A 22,048-nucleotide genomic window follows, 5' to 3' on the forward strand; every position below is an offset into this window, starting at 1 on the left:
TAATTTGTTAAAATATAGAAATATTAGCTCTTTTATAATGAAAGGAATGGTACATATGATAAATAAATTGAAAGAAAACATCGGATCTGTGTTTGTTGGTAAAGAAAATGTTATTGATCTACTGCTCGTTTCACTTCTTGCTGATGGACATGTACTACTCGAAGACGTGCCTGGTACTGGGAAAACGTTACTGGCGAAAACCATTTCAAAAAGTATTGGTGGTAGTTTTTCTCGCGTTCAATTTACCCCTGATGTACTTCCAAGTGATGTAACAGGTATTGAATACTTCAACCCAAAAACAAGCGAATTCGAATTAAGAATTGGACCAGTTATGACAAACATTTTGCTAGCAGATGAAATTAACCGTGCAATGCCGAGAACGCAGTCGAGTTTGTTAGAAGCGATGGAAGAACGACAAGTGACGCTGGAGAAGCAGTCAACTCCTCTTCCGAAACCGTTCTTTGTTATTGCGACGCAAAACCCAATTGAATCACAAGGGACTTTCCCTCTTCCAGATGCACAGCTTGATCGCTTTTTAATGACGATTTCAATCGGTTATCCAACTCCTAAAGATGAGTTACAAATGATGCGACGTTTTCGGAACGATTTACCATTAGAAAGTGTCACATCTGTCATCTCATTAGAAGATATTTTAGAAGCTCAAAAACGAGTAAAAGAAATATTTGTTTCGGAACCGTTAGAACATTACATTATTAAACTTGCTCATGCTACAAGAAATCATGATTATATCGCTAACGGTGTAAGCCCACGTGCCACATTAGCTTTAGTACGTGCTGTTCAAGCTTTAGCCTTTTTACGCGGGAGAGAATATTGCACACCAGAAGATATACAATTGTTAGTTCCTTCTGTTTGGAATCACCGTATCGTCTTATCAATGGAAGGTGCCCTGCGTACGACAAAGAATGATATTATGCAAAGTATTTTAAAAGAAGTTGACGTACCTGTGGAGATTGAACAAGCATGAATGGACAGCGTGTTGTAACTGTGCCTTTATTTTTTCAACTCCATATTATTCAACTAACCGTTCCAATCGCATTACTTTTCACATTCTTTTTCCCGCAACGAATGCTTATGTTTCTCTTTTTCTTCTATTATTTATTTGCGATTTTTATTTATAAATATGTCGCTTTCATAGAGAATAAGTTTCAAATCATAAATGAGAAACAAACTACACGGATTTTTCCTGAGGAATCTGGACAGTTTTTTATTCATTTAAAAAATGGAGCCAGCATACCGATCGTTAATGGTGTTTGTTACTTTCATTTAAATTCGTCCCTTATACCGCATAAAGAGCAAGGCATTGAACAAATATCAAAAACGTTATTCTCTTTCCCATTTTCACAACCTGCACATTCGGCACAAAAATGGGGGTTAACATTAACCGCCACGAAGCGTGGTGTGTTTCAAATTGAACAATTTGAATGTGTATTAAAAGATCCATTTCATCTATTAACTGTACATTTACCTGTTTTTGATAAATTAAGGACTGAGATTATTGTGTATCCTTCTCCTAAAGAAGTAGCAGGTTTGCAAGAACTTCAGCAACTTTTGAATGGATCTTATCGAACGAATTTTTCTTTTTACAATGATGAAACATCTATTATCGGTGTAAAGCGATATGAGCGTGAGTCTTTCCGCTCTATTCATTGGAAGGCATCTGCTAAAATGCAACAATTACAAGCGAAGCAATATGAACCTGTAAAAAATTATAGTTGGACGATTTGTCTTTCTTTAGCTGCCGATCGTGGATTTGGTTGGAAAGATAATGTAGAAGAACTTATTTCATATGCAACATACATTTTCCAGTATGCAACGAAGCACCACATTCCGTTTGAATTGTTTATTAGTGTATTAGCAGAAGACGGTGCATTACATGTACCGTTAAATGAAGGACAAACACAATATGCAAAAGCTTTAGAAGAATTAGCCCGTATTTCAGATGATAGTACGTTACTTCCGAAACAAGGATTCCTTCATTATGTAAAGAGAAAAAGAGAACGATCGTCTACAATGATATACATTGGTTTACAAAGAAATGAACTCCCTCTTCTCTCGCAGCCAACGTTTCTCATTACTAGTGAAGGGATGGTGGAACCAGTTGAAAACTTGGCTATATCACATTCATGATTTCATTCTGCTCCTTCTGCTTTCATTATTAACAGAAAGAGATGAACTAATTAGTATTGCAATATTTTTAACAACAGGCTATATTGGAGTATTTCTTATTCATAAATTTATGCAGAAAAAAACAACAGGATTTGTAATACTTTTAGTTCTTCAAATCGTTCTTTTCTCTTTATTTTTACCTTTTTCTCTATTTGGCACAATCATATTACCACTATTTTTCTTTATCGTACATGTGGTCGGACCTGGATATCCAGTTCAAAAATCTTTAGGTGGTATTGTATGGTTTGTCGTTTCAGCTATATTTTATGCACCCTTTCCACCGTTGTGGAAACTATTAATGTTAGCCTTGCATCTTATGATTACATTTTGGTTAACCGGGGCCAATCGCAAACAACAACTATTACGTTTTTCTTCTATCATTACGATTGGCTTAATGAGTATATTAATTGTTCAAGTATTTCCTTTCATTCGACTTATTTTTGGTTTTATAACGGAAGTAGTCGCATTAGGCGTCGGCTATGCTTTAATGCCATTAATTAAAGCAGCGGAATTAAAAGATACTGAAGATGTTTGGGCAAATAAAGGACATCTCTTAAAACCAAAAATTGAAGACGGAAAAAAAATTCCTGATTTTGATCCAATACTCATAAATAGCACTACAATAATAGTCTGTACAGCTATCGCTATTTACGTCGTTTGGAAAATAGTAAAAAAACGAAAACATTTAAGTTTACCAAATATGCACGTCTTCGAATCTACTATCATTACTGATAAAGAAGGAATGATCCAAAATCGTTTTAAACGAAATAAACCGCCACATAACGAAATTCGGAAGGAAATTTTTAAGCTAGAGAGTAAGTTAACCCCTCCTTTAAATAGAAAACGGGGAGAAACTGTTGAGGCTTGGCTAGAAAGAATAAACGATGAAGAAGATGTAAATATTCAAAGTGATATTATTATAGATGCTTATAATACGGTGCGTTATTCAAATGGTGCAAACACTGTACTTCTACATGAATTTAAGGAAGAGATTCATAAGCTTTATGCATATCAAAAAAGTTTGAAGAAACGAAAGAAATAACGTAACAAAAAGACCCCTATATTCATAGGAGTCTTTTTGTACTTCTACGTTGCTTTTTAAATGGAAGCATTCTTCCCTGCTTCAATTTCTAATGACTCTTCATGCCACCAAAGTGTTTCTTCAGGGTCTTCTTTAGCGATTTGGTGTGCTTCTTTTTTCGTTTCTACTGTAGGATATGAACCTTTTAGCGCACGCCCTGAAGTTGTAACGAATAGTACACTAAATACAACTAATCCAATAATACTTACACCTGCTAAATAAAATGCCGGTGCGAGCGGGTTACCAGTTGCATGAACTAAGTATGAACATACGAGCGGTGTTGTTCCACCGAATATCGATACAGAAATATTAAATGAGATCGAAAGTGCTCGATAACGTACATCAGTGAAAAAGAGTGATGGTAATAATGAAGGTAATGTTCCTTCATATACACTTAAGAAGAAACCTAGTACGAAAATACCTGCAAATATAGCTGCAATATGTCCGTTACCTATTAGTAAAAATGCTGGAATTGCAAATACAGTTAAACCAAGTAAACCAATTTGCACAACGCGTTTATTACCAATTTTATCACTTAATTTACCGAAATATAGTGCTAGTGGAATCATAAGCGCCATCGTAATAGAAATAATTAATAAGCCTGTTGTTTCTTCGACTTTAAGTACTTGAGTTAGATAAGAAGGAATATACGAAAGAATCATATAATTTGTAATATTAAAGAAGGCGACAATTACTGTGCTTAATAAGAAGTCTTTTTTGTGATATTTAATAATATCCATGAATGAAAATTGTTCATTGTCTTCAGATTCCTCTTGTGCTTTTTCCATCTCTTCAAAGATTGGAGATTCATCTAGATGACGGCGTAAGTATAAACCGACCAAACCAATTGGTGCAGCTATTAAGAACGGAATACGCCATCCCCAGCTGAGCATTTGCTCATCTGTTAACAATAACGTCAAAATGGTAACAATTACCGATGCAGCAATGTAACCTGAGAGTGTTCCAATTTCAAGACCACTACCGAGTATACCACGCTTTTTATCTGGAGAAGATTCTGCGATATAAACCATTGCTCCTGAATATTCGCCGCCTGTAGAGAAGCCTTGAATCATTCGGGCAACTAAAAGTAGTATTGGTGCCCATACACCAATTTGTTCATAGGTTGGTAGTAATGCGATGAATAATGTAGAAAGTGCCATTAAAATAATAGTAGTACTTAACACGATTTTTCGGCCGTACTTATCTCCTATTCTACCAAAGAATACACCTCCGATTGGTCGAACGAGAAAGGCTGCTGCAAATGTACCGAATGTAAGTACAAGTTGCAATCCACTATTATCAACACCAGAGAAGAATAATTGACTTAAAATTACCGCTAAATACGCGTATAATCCGAAGTCAAACCACTCCATTGCGTTCCCTATACCAGTAGCAATTACTGCTTTCCTGGCTTGTTTAGGATTAACAATATTAACGTCTTGAGGTTCAAAATTTAAATCATTATTTTGTTGCATATAATAAAACAGCTCCTTATTTAATTTAACTTCTTTAAGCACACCTTCTCTTATTGAATAAAATTAATTCGAAGCACTTAAGGAAAAGCAACGTCTCCTTATCTGTTATTATTATTTCACATAATTAATTATTTGTCCAATTAAATGCTCTTTTTATATAAAATTAAACCCTGTTTAACTTGTTATAGAATGACGTTCAGCTTATATAACACATACCTTTACACTACAAATGAAATTTTAATTTATTTATATCTATACGTTTCTATAATTGCTTCCTTTAACCTAGAAATTAGTAACTTTTACTAAAGATTTGCATATATTTAAAAAGTGAACTCATTAGCTCGAATTTTGTCTTATTACATTCAAATATAGTATTATTATAGATTTAAAGGAGGGTGTTTTATGTTGGAAATAATACTTTTACTCGCTACTGTTTCTTTTCTCTTCATTATTTCTGGATTTTTCATTACCTTAAAACAATATAAAGAAATAAAAAATATAAAGACTATATTAACTACCAAAAAAGAAAATGAGAAAACTACATCCGAAAACTCAATCCCTATGCAATTAGACCTGAGCGTTCTCAATAATTTACTCGCTTCTGGAATAAATAAAGGTACTAATTCAGGTAATGAGAATTCTAAGTCTGAGAAAACTAAATAGTCGTTACGTATATAATAAAATATATATCTCCTATTTTATCTAATCTTATTAATAACTACCTCTGATTAAAAAGGAGACTACTTATGTGTAAAAATCCGATTTCTATTATTATTCGTATACAGCATAACATAAAAGTTTTACCTGAAATTTTGAAAGCCTGTGAACAACTACAGCCTTTAGAAATTATCCTTACTATTAACGGATGTATCGATGATTCCATTGATATTGCACAATCTTACAATTGTAAAATTATCACACTAGAAGAACCGACAGAATCAAATAATTGTTATGTAATTGGTGCCAAAAAAGCAAAGGGTAAGTACCTCTTATTTTTAGATGCAAATTACATTATCCAATCTTCCTTACTTACACAATTTCTTCAACCATTACTAGACGAATCAGCTGACATAGTATTAAACAATTTAGATGACTTTTTTTATCAAAAGCAAAAGCCAACTATAGAAATGATTTGGCAGCAAGTTACGAATCATTTTTTTCATCGTCCAGATTTACATGTTAACTCACTATTATTTCCTCCCTATGCAATAACAAAAGAGATTCTTGATGCAATTACTCCAGAAAGTTTATTAAATCCGATATTAGCACAAATGAAAATTATTAAAAATAAATTTCGCATTAGCAATCATTTCAAAATTTCTATACCGCAAATTCCCTCCTTCCCCTCAAAACAACTCATTCGTTATCACCTAGAAGCAATTGAAAATTGGGTAAATATATTACAAGATTCGAGAGGAAACTATACTGATAATAATCGAAGGCGGGATATTATTTTAGAACTTCAAAACGGTGAACAAAGAGCTATATCCAAAATAATTACAGGTAAAGAGTTTTATTCAAATACTTATGGAAATAAACAATTATCCATCATTATCCCTGTTCAAAATGAAGAAAAAACGATAGAATCTATCATTTTTGAGGTACAGAAATTAAAACCTTTAGAAATCATCATTATTGTTAATGGATCAACAGATAAAACAGAGGAATTGGCAAAGAATTGCGGTGCAACAGTTATTACTTACAAAGAAGCACTCGGCATTGATACCGGACGTGCCGTTGGTGCATATTTTGCAAAAGGTGATATATTATTATTTATTGATGGTGATTTCTTAATTCCTAGTTCTGATTTATTACCATTTGTACAATCTGTTCAAAATGGCACCGATTTAGCTTTAAATAAATTAGAGCACTACTACATGTATCGTGTTCCTTATACTATCGTAACTGCATGTAAGCATGTTGTTAATTTAGCATGTAATCGAAAAGATTTAGGTATGGGCTCCACAACTGCTGTCCCTCATGCTTTTAGTCGAAAATGCATTGATACAATTGGGTTTGATTCTCTTCTTTCACCAACCTTAAGTCAAGTTAAAACAATTTTAGCAGGATTGCATGTACAAAATGTTCATTCTATCGACGTTGACAAGATAAATCGAGTTCGACCAGAAAAACACTTCTCGCAGGAAGGCTACCTTTCATTAGCAACGCAACAAATCATTGGTGATCATATAGAAGCAATTTCTTACCTCATCGAACAAAAAAGAAACACTGAATGCTTTTAATTGTATATTCTTACCACCAAATAATATATGAATTCATTTTAAATATATAGCAAAATAAAAAAGATGGTTGTAACCATCTTTTTTATTTTTACATTAGATCAAAAGAAAAGTAGCAGGCAGGCTTTTCATTTCTGTATCTTTCTTAAGAAGTTTGAAAATAGAGGCTTGTTAATGAAGAGTCAACACTTAAATCATCTTTTAGTGCAATTGAGAAACATGCAACTAATGGTAAAGTAATAACAATTGATCCACTAGGACTAATTACAATAGTAGGACTTGTCCCACATGTGCCTCCACAATCGACTACTGCATCAATTCCACTACCAGGGGTAATTGTAATTTTAAGACACACATCTAAACAAACATTATTCGTAGTACATGCCATAACTCTCCCTCCTTTCTTTTAACAATATATGCAGTTAATTAAATTCGGACACGACTCTCTTACTAAGTCTTATAAATTAGATGTTATTTTATTATTAACTGCATAGAAAATTAACGTTTTATTAAACTATCTAAATCAACTAAAAAACTCAAATCATCCTTTACTGAAATAGAAACACATGCAATAAACGGTATTACATTAAAATTAGATAAACATTCATCATTGCACCTTACGAATATTTCTGCCCCACCATTTGGATTGACTTTAGTTTCTAAAGAAATATGAAAACAACTTTTATTGATGCAAGACAAGATATTCCCTCCTTTCTTATATCTAATATCAATTTATCCAAAAATAAAAATACCGTTACAACTTTATTTACCCTTTACCTTCCATACTTAAAATAAAAAAGATAAAAGCTTCTTCATATATATAAAGAAGCCTTTACCTTTTAGTTACTTGTTCATTTACTATCAGTCAGTGAAACATGCTCTTCACTTGTACCTGAGCTAAAAATAATAAAAATTTTTGATTTTAGTTTCATTGCAATACTAAATATCGTCAAGTTGCATAAATGAAATGTTTAAGTTACTCATTCAATAGACAAATTTACCTTTTAAAATAAATCTTTAAAATCCTTATTCTTCAATAAATATGAAAGTCCTTCTAAATGATCCCCAGTAATTCTCAATACAGCTGGTGGATGTCCTATCGTCGCAAAATGCTCTTGTGGCCGAATACGATTTGGTTTCATTACATCTACAAAATGGAGACATTCGACTTTATACCCTTCTAATATTGCCTTTACTTGTGCAACACACGCTGTGTGAAGAGTGTCCCAGCCAATTCCCTCTAAACATTTTCTACTAATAGCATGGGGAACAGCAATTGTAGATCCTACCCCTAAATCTTTACGGTTACAAGCAATATTCAACATATATTTATATAAACTTACAATATATAGAGGAAATCTAAGATTTAAATTTAAATCATTTAAAACCATATCAACACCATCCGCAACAGCTTGCGTTAACGGATGAAGATCTTTTGCTGGAATAGCAAAATCAGCATCAATAAAGAGAAGTATATCTCCTGTCGCTTCTTGTGCACCAATTGCCCGTCCTACATCATGCCCTAATCTTTCTTCATAAACAATTACTGTTGCCCCTGATTGCTTAGCAATTGCTTCTGTTTGATCTGTTGACCCATTAATGACAACAATTATTTCTTTTGGTTCAATTTTTCTTGCCTCAAGAATAACTTCTTTAATCGTTGATTCTTCATTTTGTGCTGGTATAATAATTGATAACTGTTTTCCATTATAAATAGAGGAATTCATTCCCCATCCTTTATGGAAACGTGAATAATTCTTTTGTTTTTTTAACTGCTCTATAATTTCTCTTTTTCTTCCTCCATCTGTATAATTACCTCTATCATCTTTTCGTTGTAACCAACTCTCCAAAGCTTTTATATTTTCTTTAATCTCATATACTTCTAATTTAGTTAATCCATTTTTATAGAAAGAGGTTTTGTTTGCGGGCATATTATTCAAGGAGGTGTTAGTGATGGCTGACGAGGATTGTAGTCGCCACCCTTTCTCAATAAGAGTTACTTGGGACAGAATAGGGTTCTGCAAGATATCATATCCAATGTCTTCAATTGCTTTTTTAGTAATAGCATATGGCATAGATAACATCGAATCATATTTTAAATCCATACGCCCCAATACATCGTTTACTATTTTTTTATACACCATAGCAATGCTTGGCCATTCTACTCTCATCTTTTCAAAACAAACCGAGTCTATATTATTTAAAATTACATCCTGTTCCTTTTTTAGTAGCGGTTCTATAAATCGTTCTAATTCTACCGAAAAAATAACATCTTCTCCATTTAAAAATAAGACTACATCACCATTGGCGACTTTTGCCCCATGAACTGGTGCTTTCCATTTACTTTTCTCCTCAATCACAACAACGTTACTTTCAACAAATGTTGGTATAGATTGTATCGCACTCATTCTATCATCAGCTACAATAATAATTTCTAGTGGTTTTATATGCTGCACTTTATTTAAAATTTGATTCAATTTTGATTTTTCTTCTCCTAAAACTATAACAACTGATAGGTCCACTTCTTTTTGTTCTTCTTTTACAGTCTGATTAGGTTTTACTTTTTTTATATATTCAATTGTTTCACTCTTCCCTACAGCTGCATGCCCTGCTTTTTTATCAAAATATAAGTCAATTATAATTTGATTTACTTCCGTGTCTTTATCAAGTTGCTCTAATTCGGAAATAAATGGTAGCAAATGATTTTGCACATCAAATTCACACGCGAAATTTTGCAAAAAATAAATATTCGGTACATATTTAATGTGATTAAAAAATTTCACAACATTAATTCTTTCGCCAAATTTCTCTTCAACTTCTTCTCTTGATAAATTTGGATAAGACAAATCGAAAACTAGATTTATTGGTACAGGTATCCATTTTAATAAATTTGTTTGAGGATTATTAATGAAAGCTGTGGAGCCCTTAACGAATCCAGCTAAAATTAAAGACATAAATCCTCCCCCAGAACTGCCATAAAACAACACATTTTTCGAATCAACTTTTAACTTTACAAATACTATTTCTAAAATATTTGCTATATCTTGTAAATAAAATCTATTTAACTCTCCCTGTCCCCAACCTAAAGATAATTTTCCAAGATATAACGTAGGGTCATTATAATATATAACAGTATCTTCAAATTCATCCATCCAAGAATGTCGATGAAAAATAGGTGGACCAATTGGCTGTTCTTGAAACCCACCTGCTCCGGATCCAAAAACAATAGTGTTAGAAGCATCGGGCTTAATACGAATTAAAAATTCATACGTTACTTTATCCCAATCAACCTTGAGTATAAATGGTTCTGTAATTTGAAAATCCATTTGCCATAATTGTTCATATGAAATGTTAATTATTTTATACTGGTCTAACAGTTTAATCACCCTTTCCATCCATTTCGAGTTGTTCTATCAAGTAAGAGAGAGCTTCAACGTGATCACCAATTATTCTTAATACTGCTGGAGGATGCCCATTGTGACTTACATTTTCCTTTAAACGAATTCTATTCGGTTTTACAACATCAACGTAATGTACACATTCTACTCTATACCCTTGTAATATTGCTTTTACTTGTGCAAGACTAGGGCATAGTAAGCTTTCCCAGCCTATTGCATCTAAACATGATCTACTCATAGCATGTGGAATTGCTACTAATGAGCCATTGCTTAATTCTGGACGATTATATGCTAAATTAAGCATATATTTTACGACGTCTACAACATAAAACGGAGGGTGTAACATCGGATTCAAATCATTTAATGCTATGTCTACACCAGCTGAAACTGCATTTGTAAAATGATGCAAATTACTTCCTGAAACACTAAAATCACCATCAATAAATAAAAGAATATCTCCTGTAGCTTCAAGCGCCCCAATAGCACGTCCAACATTATGACCAAGTCGTTCGTTATATTCAATAATAGTAACACCAAGTCTTTTAGCAATATTAGCCGTTTGATCTGTCGAACCATTTACAACGACAATGATTTCTAGTGGTTCTATTTTTCTCGCCTCAAGTATTACTTGTTCTATAGTCTCTTCTTCATTTTGTACCGGTATAATGACAGAAAGTTGCTTCCCATCATAAATTGAAGAATGCATTCCCCACCCTTGATGATAGGAAGGGTATCGCTTACATTCACCTAGTTTTTGAACAATATCTCTTCTTTTTCCTGCATCAGTAAACCCTACTCTTCTTCCTTTTTTCTCTATCCATTTAGCTATACCGCGTAAATATCTTTCTACTTTCTCTTTTTCATTTTTGGATAACTCTTTTTTTATTAAATATCCTCCTTCCTCTATAGTCTCATCTTTAGATAACGTATTGATTGCATATTGATCGTTAATCCGCCACCCTTGATTCACAATCTTCATATGAGATAGAACGATATCTTCCATATAATTAAAGCCGATATTTTCCACTACTTCCTTCGTAAGCGCATATGGTAACGAAAGTATTGAATTGCTTTTTAAATCTGGTCGACTTAAAATTTCATTTAACATTTTTCTCCATACAATATCCATATTTGGACATTTACCTATTTCTATCAATTTATCTATTTTATTTAAAACTACATCGGCTTGATTTGTAACAATTGGCTCAATAAATCTCTGCATTTCATTTGTGGATAACGAAAAATTGCCATCTAAAAATAATAAAACTTCTCCTTTTGCTGCCTTTATACAAGCTCCATATCCATCATAATGCTTATTATATTTGTCCATAAAAACAATATGACATTTATGTTTCTTTGCTATTTCATACAAATTACTTCTATCGTTAGGAACGAAAATTATAATTTCAAGAGGATTTAGCTTCCATATAGATTGAATTGACTCTTCTAATATTTGCTCTCTTTCACTGTACAAAATAATAACCGTTAACGATTTCATTACACGCCCCCTTTACACATCATGTGACATAAAATATTAAGTATTACCATTTCCTATGAATTTGCTACTTTATTAACATATTCAAAAGTGAATTATACTGTGTGAAAACAAACGTCTATTTTTGAAAATATAAGTTATGCACTTACCTCCTTTCTCTTATCATTGTTTGTTACAACTCTCACCATAAAAAACAAAAAAAGTCCTAATTTCTTTAGGACTTTTTAAATAAATTTTTCAATATTATTAATTTTATATACTACCTTTTTCCATGTTATACCGCGATCTTTTGTAGTAAATATTTCTTTTTTATTACACGCCCAACCTTTACGCCGATTAAAAAAATGTAAACAAAATACATTTTTCAGCAATGGATTACTTGATACCTTTATCCATTTTGCTCCTTTTTTTATTATTTGATATACACTTCCATGTTCACTATTTATAACCCAGCCATAATAGGAACTAAAAAAAGAAACAGCCGCTTTACTAGTATTTATTGTTTTATTTGAAATATGCCACGAATTCCCCTTATCAAATGAGTAATTCATTAAAAATACATCATTATTCATTTTAGTTGGTATTACTAACAAGTTATTTTTATAGATTGCTTTATAAGCCATAGAAGTCTCATTATTACTTCCTTCAAGACTTGGAATATCTTTTATAGGCTGCCAACTTGCCCCACCATCTATTGTTTTAAATACCGCTGATGTTTCATATTGTTTGTGTAATGAAATAAATCCAACTAACTCGTTTATAAATGTTATTCCTGAAATACTATCACTAATACTTATATTTTTAATTACTTTCCATACTCTCCCTTTCATTTTCATATAGTATAAATTATGTTCAAATTTATTTGATGCAAGCTTTCTAGACAATACAATCCATATACTATCCATATTCGCGGCATGCAATTGTACTTGAACATCAGTCGATTTCTCCCAATCTTCTTCAACCGGTAAAATAAACTCACTCCATCTTTCCCCTCTATTAACTGTATAAAATATAGCGGGTAATAAATCATCATTCTTTTTTGTTAAACCATATGCCCAAGAGCTTCGAGCGTTTATTGGATACCCAAATAATACAATTGAATTAAGAGGATTGACAACATCCCATTCTACTCCTCTATTTTGAGTATATAAGATAGCCTGCTTTTTATTTGTATATTGAATACTAGCCCAACCATATTTATCCGTTCTCATTTGTAAAGAAGTAAATTGAATATCATTATTTTCCAATATATCACCTCATTCTTATTATTTATATATTCGTATGCTATTATTTTCAAAACGTTCTATCATTAGTTGTTAGTACCACTCGTTTTATCTACTATCTTTACACATTTACTTTCTCTTTTCCTCACCAACCAAATATCAATAAATAAAATTCTACTATAAAAAATGCACCCCAATTGTAAACTATCCCCAACAATTAGAGTGCACTTTATATAAAATATAGCTTTTAATTTTTAAGCACTTACTACAGTAGCAACCTTATCCATACAAGTAATAAATTGAGTAATAAATGTATCAATTTCTTCTTTTGTAATTATATATGGAGGAAGTAAACGGATGATATTCCCTTGTGTTACGTCAACTAATATCCCTTTCTCCATTAGCTCTACCTGTAATTTTTTCACATTTTCATTTGTATCATTTAAACTAATTCCAAACATCATACCAGCATGACGTACTTCCTGAATATAATAAGAGTTTTCTTTCTGAATTTCTTGTAATTTATCCTTTAAATATAGTGACGTTTCATACGCTTCGTACATTAAACCATCTTCAATCAATGTGTTTAATACCGTTAACCCTAAAGCCGTTCCCATTGATGAATGAGCAAACGTTGTCCCGTGATCTCCTGGTGAAAATACATCACATAACTTTTTGCCTACAATAATTCCTCCTAGCGGTATCCCACCTCCTGCTCCTTTACCAATTTGAATAATATCTGGTGTAATATTAAAATTTTGATAAGCAAATAGTTTTCCCGTTCGACCCATACCACTTTGAACTTCATCAACGACAAGAAGTACATTATATTTTTCACATAAATTTTGAACACCATGCAAATATTCACTTGATAAAGGATAAATTCCCCCACTTCCTAAAACAGGCTCTAGCATAATCGCAATTGGTTTTTCTTTAATAATGGTCTCCTCTAATTGGTCTATATTCTCACGCTCTACTTCGTATACAGGAATAGATGTTTTAGGGAAGTTTTGATATACCTTTTCTTGTCTCGTAAAATGAAGTGCCCCTAACGTACGCCCATGGAAACTATTCTTCAGCACTACAATTCCTTCACGTTCTTCATTCGTATTAGCTCTATATTTATCAATTAATTTCAAAGTTGTTTCTGTCGCTTCCGTACCAGAGTTTGTAAAAAAGACCTTTCCGTTTTTTAATGAGCAATCCACTAATTTCTTTGCATATTCAATCGCAACTGGATTTAAAAAATGAAACGGCAGATGCAACGATTTTGTAACTTGCTCCATTGTCGTTTGTACAATTTTCGGATGATTATACCCTAATACGTTCACTCCGACTCCAGAAAATAAGTCTACATACTCTTTACCATCTACATCATAAAGCTTGCACCCTTCTCCTCTTTCTATCGCAACCTTCGTACGACAATACGTAGACATCATATATTCTTTATCTAATTGAAACCAATCCGACATGTTAAATTCCTCCTATTTATTTTCCCTGTTTATTTCTGTTCATTCTCTATAAACTCATGTATAAATTCATTTTTCAGATTAAAATTTTAATAGTAATTTTCTTCACGATATTCATTTTTCCATAATTTCTTCTATTTCAACAGGTCCACTACATATGTGTTTTTTTCATCTAGCGGTATGTTACTGCTTTGAACTTTGTATGTCATACATAATCGAGACTATAAAATCATATTTAGTAACAATCGACGAAAAAATTTGGAGGCTATATCGATGAATGAAAAATATGATAAACATAGGAAAGAATTATTAGAAGAAGACTTTAATAAACATCGAGAACTTACTGAACCAGCTAAATTTCACTCTCAAACAGTTGGTTCACGTGGACCCGTACTAGAGCAAGATAGTGTACTGCATGAGTCATTACAACAATTTATTCATGAAAAAATTTTAGAAAGATCTGTTCATGTAAAAGGATTTGGTGCGTTCGGTTATTTTCAAACGATATATTCGATGTCTGAACATACTAAATTAAGTTTTTTACAAAATTCTAATGAAAAAGTTCCTGTTATGGTGCGATTTTCGTTAGCTGTTAGTACGAAAGGAACACCGGATACTGCTAGAAATGTACGCGGTTTTTCTACAAAATTTTATACAAAAGAAGGCATTTTTGACCTTTTATGTAATCACATTCCTGTTTTTTCTGTTCGCGATCCGATGCGTTTCCCTGAAACGATTCAAGCATTATTGCCTTCACCTAAAAATAATTTAATAGACCCTAATAGATTTTGGAGTTTTGTCGCTAAAGCACCTGAATCTATTCATTTTGTTGTCCGTTTATACTCTAATAATGGTACGGCCAAAAGTCTTCGCCACATTCCAGGACATAGTGTTAATACATATGTATGGAGAAATGCGGAAGGTAATCGAAAGTATGTAAAGTATCATTGGTACCCGTTTGAAGGTGTACAGTACATTACTAGTAAAGAAGCAATTAAACTAGCTGCCGAAAATCCTGATTATAGCGGGAAAGATTTATATGATGCTATTGAAAATGGTAAACCAGTGGAGTATGGTTTATACGTCCAGCTCATGGATCCGAAAGATGAAGCGCATCTTTCTTATGATCCTTTAGATGACACAAAAGTATGGGATGAACAGACGTATCCTCTCATACCAGTCGGGAAAATGGTATTAAATAAAAATCCTGAAAATTTTATGGAACAAGTAGAAAAAGTCGCCTTCTCTCCTTCTAATTTGCTAGAAGGCGCTGAGTTATCAGATGATAAAATGCTGCAAGGGCGCGCTAACATTTACAGTGATTCACAAAGAAGAAGAATTGGTCCCGAATTTCGCAAATTAACGATTAACCAGCAGCAAGATTGGACACCTGCTAATCAAATTACAACCGGTGAAGGAAGGTACGTTGAAGGTAAACTTGAAAGAACTTCTATAACGAAACAGGATGACTTTACGCAGGCTGGTGAATTTTACACGAAGTTACAGCCAATAGAAAAAGAACATCTCGCTGAAAACTTAGCTAGTGATTTGAAAGTTATATCCGATGATATTAGGAAGATCGTTTTGGGGTATTTCAATCGAGTATCCACTGATTTGAAAACAAAAATCGAGACAAAAATGAAAGAGCATTAAGAAGATTAAAACATGCTTTACGAATGAGAATTCAACTCTATATTAATTATTTTCTTGTCAAAATCCAATGAGGTTATTTAATTTGAAAATATAAAGCCAACATATCCCTGTTCTATAATTAGAACAGGGATATGTTGAATTAGTTTAATGTTTAACATTAAATACTTTATTTCGCTAAAAAATGCGATAAGTAGCCTTTCAAAACAAACTATAGTAAACTATTTTACTTGTACCGTATAATTCCCTGTTCCACCACCATACTTATATACACTTAAGTAATATTTCCCTGGCTTTGCATTATAATTTCCAAGCAATTTGTTTCCATCACGTTTTGTTGCATAAGCTACATAATTATTTAAATCTGATTCAGAATATAATACCCAGTTCAGTCCAAGATTTTGTTCGTTTGTAACAGAAATTTGTAAATCTTTTTGATCCTTTACATCAATAACAAATTTATCCCCCTGATCTTGATCGCTCAAGGTTCCTCTTAACAAAATATTCAAAGATAGTGGGTTTGCTGTTTCAAATGAATTATTTGGTTCTTTTTCTACAGCCGTACCTTCTTCCGTATTCACTCCGCTAAACACAACATCATATTCAAATTGCCCAGCATTATTTACACGGTAATTTACAAAATAAGCAGTCAATGTTTTATATCCTGTCCACTCTTTTCCTGAAAGACGTTTCAACATATCATTTGTTGCTTCATTCATCACTTTCCAGTCCTCAACTTCTCCTTTAGCCGCACTTCCTGTATATGTCCCCTGTAGTGTAAATGTATTAAAGAATTGTGATGTATTCTTTGTTACTTTCACATCTTTTAATTTCGCTTCATTCGTAATATCTGAAGTAACGTCCGAAAGCGATTTTGGATCATGCTGAGTTAAATACTCATCTGATACTTGTGGAATTGTATACTTATCGCGATTATCAATAAGCATTTGCATATAAGATTGATATTCTTCATTTAACTTATTATCTTTGCTTAATGTAGCACGGTATGCATCGTAACTTGAAACATCATTTGCGCGAATTAAATCATGTACTTTATCGAACATTTCTGGGCGCTTATTATACATATATGATTGCAGTGCAAACGAATAATTATAAAAATCCCACGTTCCATATTTCGCATTTAATGTTTGTGATGCTGTATAACGTTTTGCAGGATCATTAGATAACCCACCAATTATACTTTTTCGCGGTACTACACTATCTAATCGCGTTGCACCTGCAAAGAACTCTGCATTCCCTTCTTCAAACCATGTTAAACGTTCATTTTGATACATTTCCCCTTGGCCCCATAATCCCTGAACTTCGTACCTTCCCTGTAAGTAGTGCGTAAATTCATGGCGGAACAATTCTTCCAGACTATAAATACTTTGCTCTGGTGTACGTTCATATGTAAAGAAAGTCCCTGTCCCTTCAATATAAATCCCACCATTATTCGTTTCATATCCGTACAGTTGACGATTAAATTGATACTCATCTGGGCTATTATAAATAACCATCGTTAACACATCATCAGCATGTCCACTTTCAAGTGGTTTATCGCTACCAACTGTACGATAAAATTGAGAACGCACCTCTTTTGCCGCCCAGTATAGACGTTTAATTTTCTCTTCGCTAACTTTATCCCCAGCTTTAAAGACAATTGCTCCATCATCAAACGTATACGTTTTCGGTAAATATTTCTTTTTACCTTCTTCCCGAATTTGATCTAAATTTACAGTTTTTCCATTCGCATCTATTCCTCCATAATTTGTAGTAATTTGTTCTGCCGCAACAAAGTATTGCTCTCCTAAATATGGATAAATTCGCATTGCATCTGTAACAACTTGTTGTCCTTTTGTCGGCGTGCTATGAAGCTTGCCCAATCGGCCAGCATAATAAATTCCATTATTAATTAACCATCCATTTTTATTTGTTACTGTACCAAGTAGTGCAAAACGATTTACTTCATTAATAAAGTTATCGATATTCCGAAACCACATCGTATCTTTTGGCTCTTTTCCAGTCGTGTACATATCCGTCTGAATATCAAAGTCAATTCCCTTCATCAACTCATATATAGCGTCTCCTTTTGTTCGGTCTTCAATGAAAGTTGCAAGATTATCGTTATATTGTTTAAAAATTTCACCTGCATATAAAACCGTTTCAACATCTGCTGATGCATTTCCAATTAATTTTCCATATGATGCAATTACTTTATTTTGTTCTGATGTACCAAGTTTGAAATTTGGATTTTTTGCAATTGTTTTTAAAGCTGGTAAACATTTATCATGGTAGCTACGCTCATTTAGTTTGCTTAATTCATCATGGTAAAAACCTAAATAAAACGCTGCACGTAGAGCTTCTACTAATGTTTCAATCCCTTTTGAATCATCTTGCGTATAAGCTTGTCCTTGTTCTGCTAGTTTATTAATAATCGCTTGCATTCGGCTATCATCTTGATAGAATTTAAGACTATCACTATTAAACTGAAATAATTCCGGAATTTGATACCATTTAATTGTCACAAGAAGATCAGTTAATTGTTTATTATTTAATTGATTTAACTCAGCCATCGAATACTTTTTTTCTTCAGCTAACGGCTTAATATTATCGGTTGGTGCTAGTGGACGCTGCGATAAATCCGCTAATTTTAACCGTTTTGTAAAAGATTCATTTTCTTGTACTTTTGAAGGGTGCGCCAATTCATCAACAGATTTCTGTATTCCTACCGGCTCCATTTGTAATACGTTCTTCACATTTTTCTCTTTTGTCTCTGCTTGAATTTGCAAACCATTACACGTTATTGTCACTAGTCCAACACCAAGAATCCACTTAGAAATTTTCGAATATTTAACCATACCATTGCCCCCTAGTTATTTAAATGAAAATTCAGAATTTTAAAATCAAAAAAACCACTTATTTGTATGTATTTACAGTTCCCCTATAAATACAACTATGATTAATAATGCAATAGTAGCTTGTTTTATACTATTACGAGTACAGATTCCTTACATACAATCTCCCTTCCTTACATGTAATACAAGCAAAAACCGTGCCAATCATATTTCTTATGAATAGCCAACATTCTTTTATAAATACTGTAGAATAAAATATACATAGGTGTTTCGGCAATGTATAAATCATTTGACACAAAATCTAATGTTTATGAAGAACAAATTCATTGAATGTTATAAATTCATTAGGCAGTAAATAATCCCCAATTATTAAATCTCTCAAAAAAAGGTAAACAAACATATTCCATAAAGCTAATATGTTCGTTTACCTTTTTCTATTTCAAATCAACAGCAAAATATCGTTGAATAAAAACAGCATGAATAAGTATTTTGTTATTCATTTCTCTTTTTCATATAATCTTTTTCACATTGCAACGGCTTAAATTTCACTTTTTTCCCTTTCTTCTTTTTCGTTTTTATAACGAGCCATTCCCCTTTTTCAACGTCTAGTTTTAGGCGTTTCATTACATTGATATTATCTTTTTCTTTATAAAGTAAAAATGCTTCTTGTGCCCTCACAAATAAGCTGGGCTGTTCGCTAAATCCACCACTATCATAAATTTTAGTTAGCGAATTATAATAAGAATCATTTTCCTTTCCACCATACATCAAATGAGCAGCCTCCAGATCTCTTTTACTTACTTCCCAAAAACTATGTTCATCAATATTTAAATTAAATGTGGATTTAATGTCCTGTATTATATTCTTCACATGCTTTTCATCTCTAACTTTTCTTTCTTCGAGACAATCCGAAGATAATTCTGGTGCATCTGATTGGGAATGTACAACGTGTTGTATCGATACACACAGAATAAATACGCTTAAAATGTAAAATATTTTTTTCATATTTACATATCACCTCAAATGATTTAGATACTATATCATTTGAGGCTTACAATATTCTTATGCTAATAATAAGAAAGATCCTATAAAATAAAATTTTTATAGGATCTTTCCTTTTAATATTGCTTTATCAAATTCACGGGCGGGGCAACTACCTTACTACTTTTCACATCATATAATCCTATAGGTGTTACTCGTATAAAAGGCAAGTGCGTCGCAGAAAAGAATAAAATTGTAAATGCTGGATCATCATGCGCGTAGCCACGCTCTTGTAGTAATTTCACCATCTGTTTCTCTTCCTGTATTAATTCTCTCATTTTTAAATTAGACATAATCCCGAGCAATGGTAATGCTATTTCGTGTAATACTTCATTCTTTTCAGCTATTACCATTCCCCCGCCAAGCTCTTTTACTCTACGAAAAGCTGTAAGCATATCTTCTTTTCTTTTTCCGATAAGAATGATGTCACCTGTACCAGAATAAGAGCTAGCAAGCCCACCTAGTTCTTTCGCAAAACCTTTCACAGCTATATTCACTTGCCAACTGCCATCACGAGCAATCATCATAAAGAAACATTCATCATGATCTGTGGACAATTCATCACAGTCTATATTGATTTCACTAGTGTATGGTTTTGTAATAACGTTATTTAATAAGTGTATCCCCGTTTTATTAGAGAAAATCATATCCTCTTTTTCTATGGACCAATCTAATGATAATGGAGTTACTTTATGTTTACTCCAGTCTATATGTAATGCTTCATGTGTATTTACACCGTCACGCTTCACCCATTTCCCCTTTGCAAGGACACTGATTGGTACTGGGTTTTCTTTACTTTCTAAAATATTGATATTAGCAATTCTACCTGTCGCAATCGAACCATGTACATGTTCCATATTATAATAGCGAGCAATATTATAACTTGCCATATCGTATGCATCTATTACTGGTACTCCTTGTTTTATCGCGGTAGAAATCATAACGTTTGTCATTCCATTCTCATAAAACGAAGGATGTGAGCCGTCTGTTGTAAAAAAGAATCTATCAAACTGCTTTACGCCTAGTTCCAACAATTCTTTCAGTAAAACTTCTAAATCTGGGCGGATTGAAGAATTTCTTAAGGAAACAGTGTAACCTTGCATAAGACGAGTGAAAGCTTCCTGCCCTGTCATCGCTTCATGATCACAATCTGTACCTAACAGTTTTAACTTCGCTAAAGTCGTTTCAGATGCACCCGGAAAATGTCCTTCTACTTTCTTTTGCAATCGCTTCGTTTCCTGCACCCAAGTTAACATTTCATCATCGCCATGTAATAGTTTTGGCCATGCTGTTAGCTCGCCGCCTTGAAGAACCGCTTCATGCTGCAGCCACTCTATTATTTCTTCACTATTAAACAAAGATTCCCCGTTTTGCAATTCAGTCTGTCCGTCAAAACGGCACCACCAATACACACTTGCTGGAATCTTATTGAATTCATCTAATAAACGAAATGCTTCTTCACGCTTTAATGTGAAAAATAAAGTTAAATTATCATTAATAAAAGTTGTTGTCCCAAACTGCATCGCATGATTCGCTAGCGTCTCTGGGTTATACAACTGATACGGATGTGCATGTGGTTCTATGTAACCGGGTACGACATACTTTCCTTCGCAATCAACAACTTCACACTCCGTTAATTGCTCTGGCAGCTGCTCCCCTACGTATACAATTCGATCATTATATATCCAAATGTTCGCTGTCATCCACTCGCGCATATAAGAATTTAAATATGTTGCATTCTTTAATAATATGTGTGTGCTTCTCTTACCATCTAGTACTTCAACATGTTCTCGTAATTGTTTATTACTCCATTTATAATGATTTTTCCCCATTGTATTCAACTCCAAATCAACTCATAATTATTTTGATTAAAACGAGTAATATTTAACTAACTAAAGTATTTTCCATTCATAACTCCCCAATTGGTGCCCCTA

General features: G+C 33.0%; 16 protein-coding genes. 6 read left to right on the forward strand and 10 right to left on the reverse strand.

What is annotated here, in order from left to right; translation table 11 throughout:
• The first annotated feature begins 55 nt into the window (after positions 1 to 55).
• The 3 genes from DN399_RS14730 to DN399_RS14740 are packed head-to-tail and all read left to right on the forward strand — an operon-like array spanning position 56 to position 3,229.
• Positions 56 to 985, forward strand: a complete 930-nt coding sequence (locus DN399_RS14730) for an AAA family ATPase (protein ID WP_000608787.1) — start codon at positions 56 to 58, stop codon at positions 983 to 985.
• Positions 982 to 2,148: a DUF58 domain-containing protein gene (locus DN399_RS14735; RefSeq protein ID WP_098771479.1), complete on the forward strand. Its 1,167-nt coding sequence runs from the start codon at positions 982 to 984 to the stop codon at positions 2,146 to 2,148. The genes DN399_RS14730 and DN399_RS14735 overlap by 4 nt, the downstream gene beginning before the upstream one ends.
• Positions 2,120 to 3,229, forward strand: a complete 1,110-nt coding sequence (locus DN399_RS14740; RefSeq protein ID WP_098771480.1) for a DUF4018 domain-containing protein — start codon at positions 2,120 to 2,122, stop codon at positions 3,227 to 3,229. The genes DN399_RS14735 and DN399_RS14740 overlap by 29 nt, the downstream gene beginning before the upstream one ends.
• 56 nt (positions 3,230 to 3,285) lie before the next feature.
• Here DN399_RS14740 and DN399_RS14745 read toward each other — a convergent pair whose 3' ends face one another.
• Positions 3,286 to 4,743 (reverse strand): MFS transporter, encoded by a 1,458-nt coding sequence (locus DN399_RS14745; protein ID WP_001186926.1) that lies wholly within the window; start codon positions 4,741 to 4,743, stop codon positions 3,286 to 3,288.
• A 402-nt stretch (positions 4,744 to 5,145) separates the two neighbouring features.
• On the opposite strand from DN399_RS14745, the gene DN399_RS14750 reads away from it, so the two are divergent.
• Positions 5,146 to 5,406 (forward strand): hypothetical protein, encoded by a 261-nt coding sequence (locus tag DN399_RS14750; RefSeq protein ID WP_000889742.1) that lies wholly within the window; start codon positions 5,146 to 5,148, stop codon positions 5,404 to 5,406.
• 83 nt (positions 5,407 to 5,489) lie between these two features.
• Positions 5,490 to 6,986 (forward strand): glycosyltransferase family 2 protein, encoded by a 1,497-nt coding sequence (locus DN399_RS14755; protein WP_000335243.1) that lies wholly within the window; start codon positions 5,490 to 5,492, stop codon positions 6,984 to 6,986.
• A 142-nt stretch (positions 6,987 to 7,128) separates the two neighbouring features.
• Here the strand turns inward: DN399_RS14755 and DN399_RS14760 are convergent, their stop codons facing one another.
• From DN399_RS14760 to DN399_RS14785, 6 genes are all read right to left on the reverse strand, one after another.
• Positions 7,129 to 7,371, reverse strand: coding sequence for a hypothetical protein (locus DN399_RS14760; protein WP_000752474.1), 243 nt, complete (start codon positions 7,369 to 7,371; stop codon positions 7,129 to 7,131).
• Between the two features lie 110 nt (positions 7,372 to 7,481).
• Positions 7,482 to 7,682: a hypothetical protein gene (locus DN399_RS14765; RefSeq protein WP_001277646.1), complete on the reverse strand. Its 201-nt coding sequence runs from the start codon at positions 7,680 to 7,682 to the stop codon at positions 7,482 to 7,484.
• Between the two features lie 305 nt (positions 7,683 to 7,987).
• Positions 7,988 to 10,309: a glycosyltransferase gene (locus DN399_RS14770; protein WP_149150121.1), complete on the reverse strand. Its 2,322-nt coding sequence runs from the start codon at positions 10,307 to 10,309 to the stop codon at positions 7,988 to 7,990.
• Positions 10,310 to 10,361: 52 nt separating this feature from the next.
• A complete protein-coding gene (locus tag DN399_RS14775; protein WP_149149731.1) occupies positions 10,362 to 11,879 on the reverse strand; it encodes a glycosyltransferase family 2 protein in 1,518 nt (505 codons plus the stop codon).
• A 221-nt stretch (positions 11,880 to 12,100) separates the two neighbouring features.
• A complete protein-coding gene (locus DN399_RS14780; RefSeq protein ID WP_149149732.1) occupies positions 12,101 to 13,123 on the reverse strand; it encodes a WD40/YVTN/BNR-like repeat-containing protein in 1,023 nt (340 codons plus the stop codon).
• A 230-nt stretch (positions 13,124 to 13,353) separates the two neighbouring features.
• A complete protein-coding gene (locus tag DN399_RS14785; RefSeq protein WP_149149733.1) occupies positions 13,354 to 14,571 on the reverse strand; it encodes an aspartate aminotransferase family protein in 1,218 nt (405 codons plus the stop codon).
• Between the two features lie 270 nt (positions 14,572 to 14,841).
• Here DN399_RS14785 and DN399_RS14790 point away from each other — a divergent pair, with 270 nt between their 5' ends.
• On the forward strand, positions 14,842 to 16,221 hold the full coding sequence (locus DN399_RS14790; protein ID WP_149149734.1) for a catalase: 1,380 nt from the start codon (positions 14,842 to 14,844) through the stop codon (positions 16,219 to 16,221).
• A 218-nt stretch (positions 16,222 to 16,439) separates the two neighbouring features.
• On the opposite strand, the gene colA is transcribed toward DN399_RS14790, so the two are convergent.
• The 3 genes from colA to DN399_RS14805 all read right to left on the reverse strand — a co-directional run bounded on the left by colA (position 16,440) and on the right by DN399_RS14805 (position 21,946).
• The gene (gene colA / locus DN399_RS14795) at positions 16,440 to 19,076 is read right to left on the reverse strand and encodes a collagenase ColA (protein ID WP_149149735.1); all 2,637 of its coding nucleotides are present in this window, start codon (positions 19,074 to 19,076) and stop codon (positions 16,440 to 16,442) included.
• 489 nt (positions 19,077 to 19,565) lie between these two features.
• Positions 19,566 to 20,078 (reverse strand): hypothetical protein, encoded by a 513-nt coding sequence (locus DN399_RS14800; RefSeq protein ID WP_000719373.1) that lies wholly within the window; start codon positions 20,076 to 20,078, stop codon positions 19,566 to 19,568.
• A 113-nt stretch (positions 20,079 to 20,191) separates the two neighbouring features.
• Entirely contained in the window at positions 20,192 to 21,946 is a 1,755-nt protein-coding gene (locus DN399_RS14805) for an adenine deaminase (protein WP_144596302.1), read from the reverse strand.
• Positions 21,947 to 22,048 lie beyond the last annotated feature (102 nt).

Origin of the sequence: Bacillus sp. AR4-2 (assembly GCF_008274865.1) — a bacterium.
Lineage (GTDB): Bacteria > Bacillota > Bacilli > Bacillales > Bacillaceae_G > Bacillus_A > Bacillus_A cereus.

Excerpts from the sequence above, each read along its gene's own strand:
- DN399_RS14730 (WP_000608787.1), top strand. The coding sequence starts at position 56 with ATGATAAATAAATTGAAAGAAAACATCGGATCTGTGTTTGTTGGTAAA.
- DN399_RS14735 (WP_098771479.1), top strand. The coding sequence starts at position 982 with ATGAATGGACAGCGTGTTGTAACTGTGCCTTTATTTTTTCAACTCCAT.
- DN399_RS14745 (WP_001186926.1), bottom strand. The coding sequence starts at position 4,743 with ATGCAACAAAATAATGATTTAAATTTTGAACCTCAAGACGTTAATATT.
- DN399_RS14750 (WP_000889742.1), top strand. The coding sequence starts at position 5,146 with ATGTTGGAAATAATACTTTTACTCGCTACTGTTTCTTTTCTCTTCATT.
- DN399_RS14755 (WP_000335243.1), top strand. The coding sequence starts at position 5,490 with ATGTGTAAAAATCCGATTTCTATTATTATTCGTATACAGCATAACATA.
- DN399_RS14760 (WP_000752474.1), bottom strand. The coding sequence starts at position 7,371 with ATGGCATGTACTACGAATAATGTTTGTTTAGATGTGTGTCTTAAAATT.
- DN399_RS14770 (WP_149150121.1), bottom strand. The coding sequence starts at position 10,309 with ATGGATTTTCAAATTACAGAACCATTTATACTCAAGGTTGATTGGGAT.
- DN399_RS14775 (WP_149149731.1), bottom strand. The coding sequence starts at position 11,879 with ATGAAATCGTTAACGGTTATTATTTTGTACAGTGAAAGAGAGCAAATA.
- DN399_RS14785 (WP_149149733.1), bottom strand. The coding sequence starts at position 14,571 with ATGTCGGATTGGTTTCAATTAGATAAAGAATATATGATGTCTACGTAT.
- DN399_RS14790 (WP_149149734.1), top strand. The coding sequence starts at position 14,842 with ATGAATGAAAAATATGATAAACATAGGAAAGAATTATTAGAAGAAGAC.
- colA (WP_149149735.1), bottom strand. The coding sequence starts at position 19,076 with ATGGTTAAATATTCGAAAATTTCTAAGTGGATTCTTGGTGTTGGACTA.
- DN399_RS14800 (WP_000719373.1), bottom strand. The coding sequence starts at position 20,078 with ATGAAAAAAATATTTTACATTTTAAGCGTATTTATTCTGTGTGTATCG.
- DN399_RS14805 (WP_144596302.1), bottom strand. The coding sequence starts at position 21,946 with ATGGGGAAAAATCATTATAAATGGAGTAATAAACAATTACGAGAACAT.